The following is a 1,299-nucleotide window of genomic DNA, read 5'->3' as shown; positions in this document are numbered from 1 at the left end:
AAATAGTTGTATTAAAAAGATATTTCTGAGTAACACGATTAAAAGTGGTACTCAGAGTTTTTTTATTTATATAATCATATAATTAAATTTTTGAAAAATGATTTTAAACTATCATAGATTAACAAACTAAAAATGAATAATACATAAGTATTTGACAATATTTTACAGTATAAATATAATAATTAATATAGATAAATAAGTAGGATAATGCAATTAGCATTTAATTTTTAGTTAACATATAAAATTTTAAATTTTTTGTTATAACTTATAACTTTAAAAATGATAATAGGATTAATATGTAGACTTTATGTAGTAATTAATTTTAAATTAAGGAGAATTATGTATGGAAATTATAACAGATAGATTAATTTTGCGACCATGGAAAGAAAGTGATGCAGAAAGTTTATATGAATATGCAAAGAATCCAGATGTAGGTCCAATTGCTGGTTGGCCTATACATACAAGTATTGAAAATAGTCTTGACATTATTAAGAATATATTATCGGAAGATGAAACTTATGCGATTTGTTTAAAAGATGATAATAGAGCTATAGGCAGTATTGGATTGTTTCCTACTAAGCAAACTTACAAAAATAATACTGATAAAGAAATTGAAGTTGGATATTGGATAGGTGTGCCATTTTGGGGTAATGGATACGTACCTGAAGCTTTAAAATCAATACAGAGACATGCTTTTGAGAAATTAGGGTATAATGTAATGTGGTGTGGATATTATGAAGGTAACAATAAATCAAAAATTGCTCAAGAAAAATGCGGATTTAAATATCATCATACTGAAGAGAATGTGAAAGTTGAATTGATTAACGATATAAGAACAATTCACTACACTTATCTTACAAAAGAAGAATGGGTTAAGAATAAATTAGGGTAGTGGAGTTATTATGAATTAAATGAGTGTATAAGTTATTAGTAATAATAAATAATTATAATAAGTTAGTTAAGACAAGGAAATTTAGATAGAAAAAAATGAAAAAAATAATATTAAGAACAGTAATGTTAGCACTACTAGGACTATTATTAGTTATGTTATTAGTAGGATGCGTAAAAATAAATTTAAAATCAAATGCAGTATATTACGCGAAAAATATGCCAAGAGGAGAAGGACAAGAGCCAGAATTGATAATGTTAATAGATAATTTATGGTGGGTGGATAATCCAAATATAGAAGAATTAAAATATGATATAGATGGAACAAGAGATATTATATATAAGAATAAATCATTTGGTAATATATATTCGTATGAAACAGAATATATATATATATATATATATATATAC

General features: G+C 24.2%; 2 protein-coding genes. Both read left to right on the top strand.

Annotation, left to right across the window (positions count from 1 at the left end):
- Positions 1 to 343 precede the first annotated feature (343 nt).
- The gene (locus HZY83_RS01630; protein ID WP_179942351.1) at positions 344 to 892 is read left to right on the top strand and encodes a GNAT family N-acetyltransferase; all 549 of its coding nucleotides are present in this window, start codon (positions 344 to 346) and stop codon (positions 890 to 892) included.
- A 95-nt stretch (positions 893 to 987) separates the two neighbouring features.
- On the top strand, positions 988 to 1,299 hold a 312-nt coding region (locus HZY83_RS01625), incomplete at its 3' end, for a hypothetical protein (protein ID WP_218925301.1).

The sequence above is a fragment of the Gemella sp. GH3 genome, from assembly GCF_013415425.1.
Classification (GTDB): Bacteria; Bacillota; Bacilli; order Staphylococcales; family Gemellaceae; genus Gemelliphila.
Note: the sequence above shows the minus strand (reverse complement) of the source record. Positions and strands in the feature narration are given on the sequence as shown.

What these genes read in the sequence shown, in the direction of transcription:
- HZY83_RS01630 (WP_179942351.1), top strand. Translation starts at nt 344, where the DNA reads ATGGAAATTATAACAGATAGATTAATTTTGCGACCATGGAAAGAAAGT.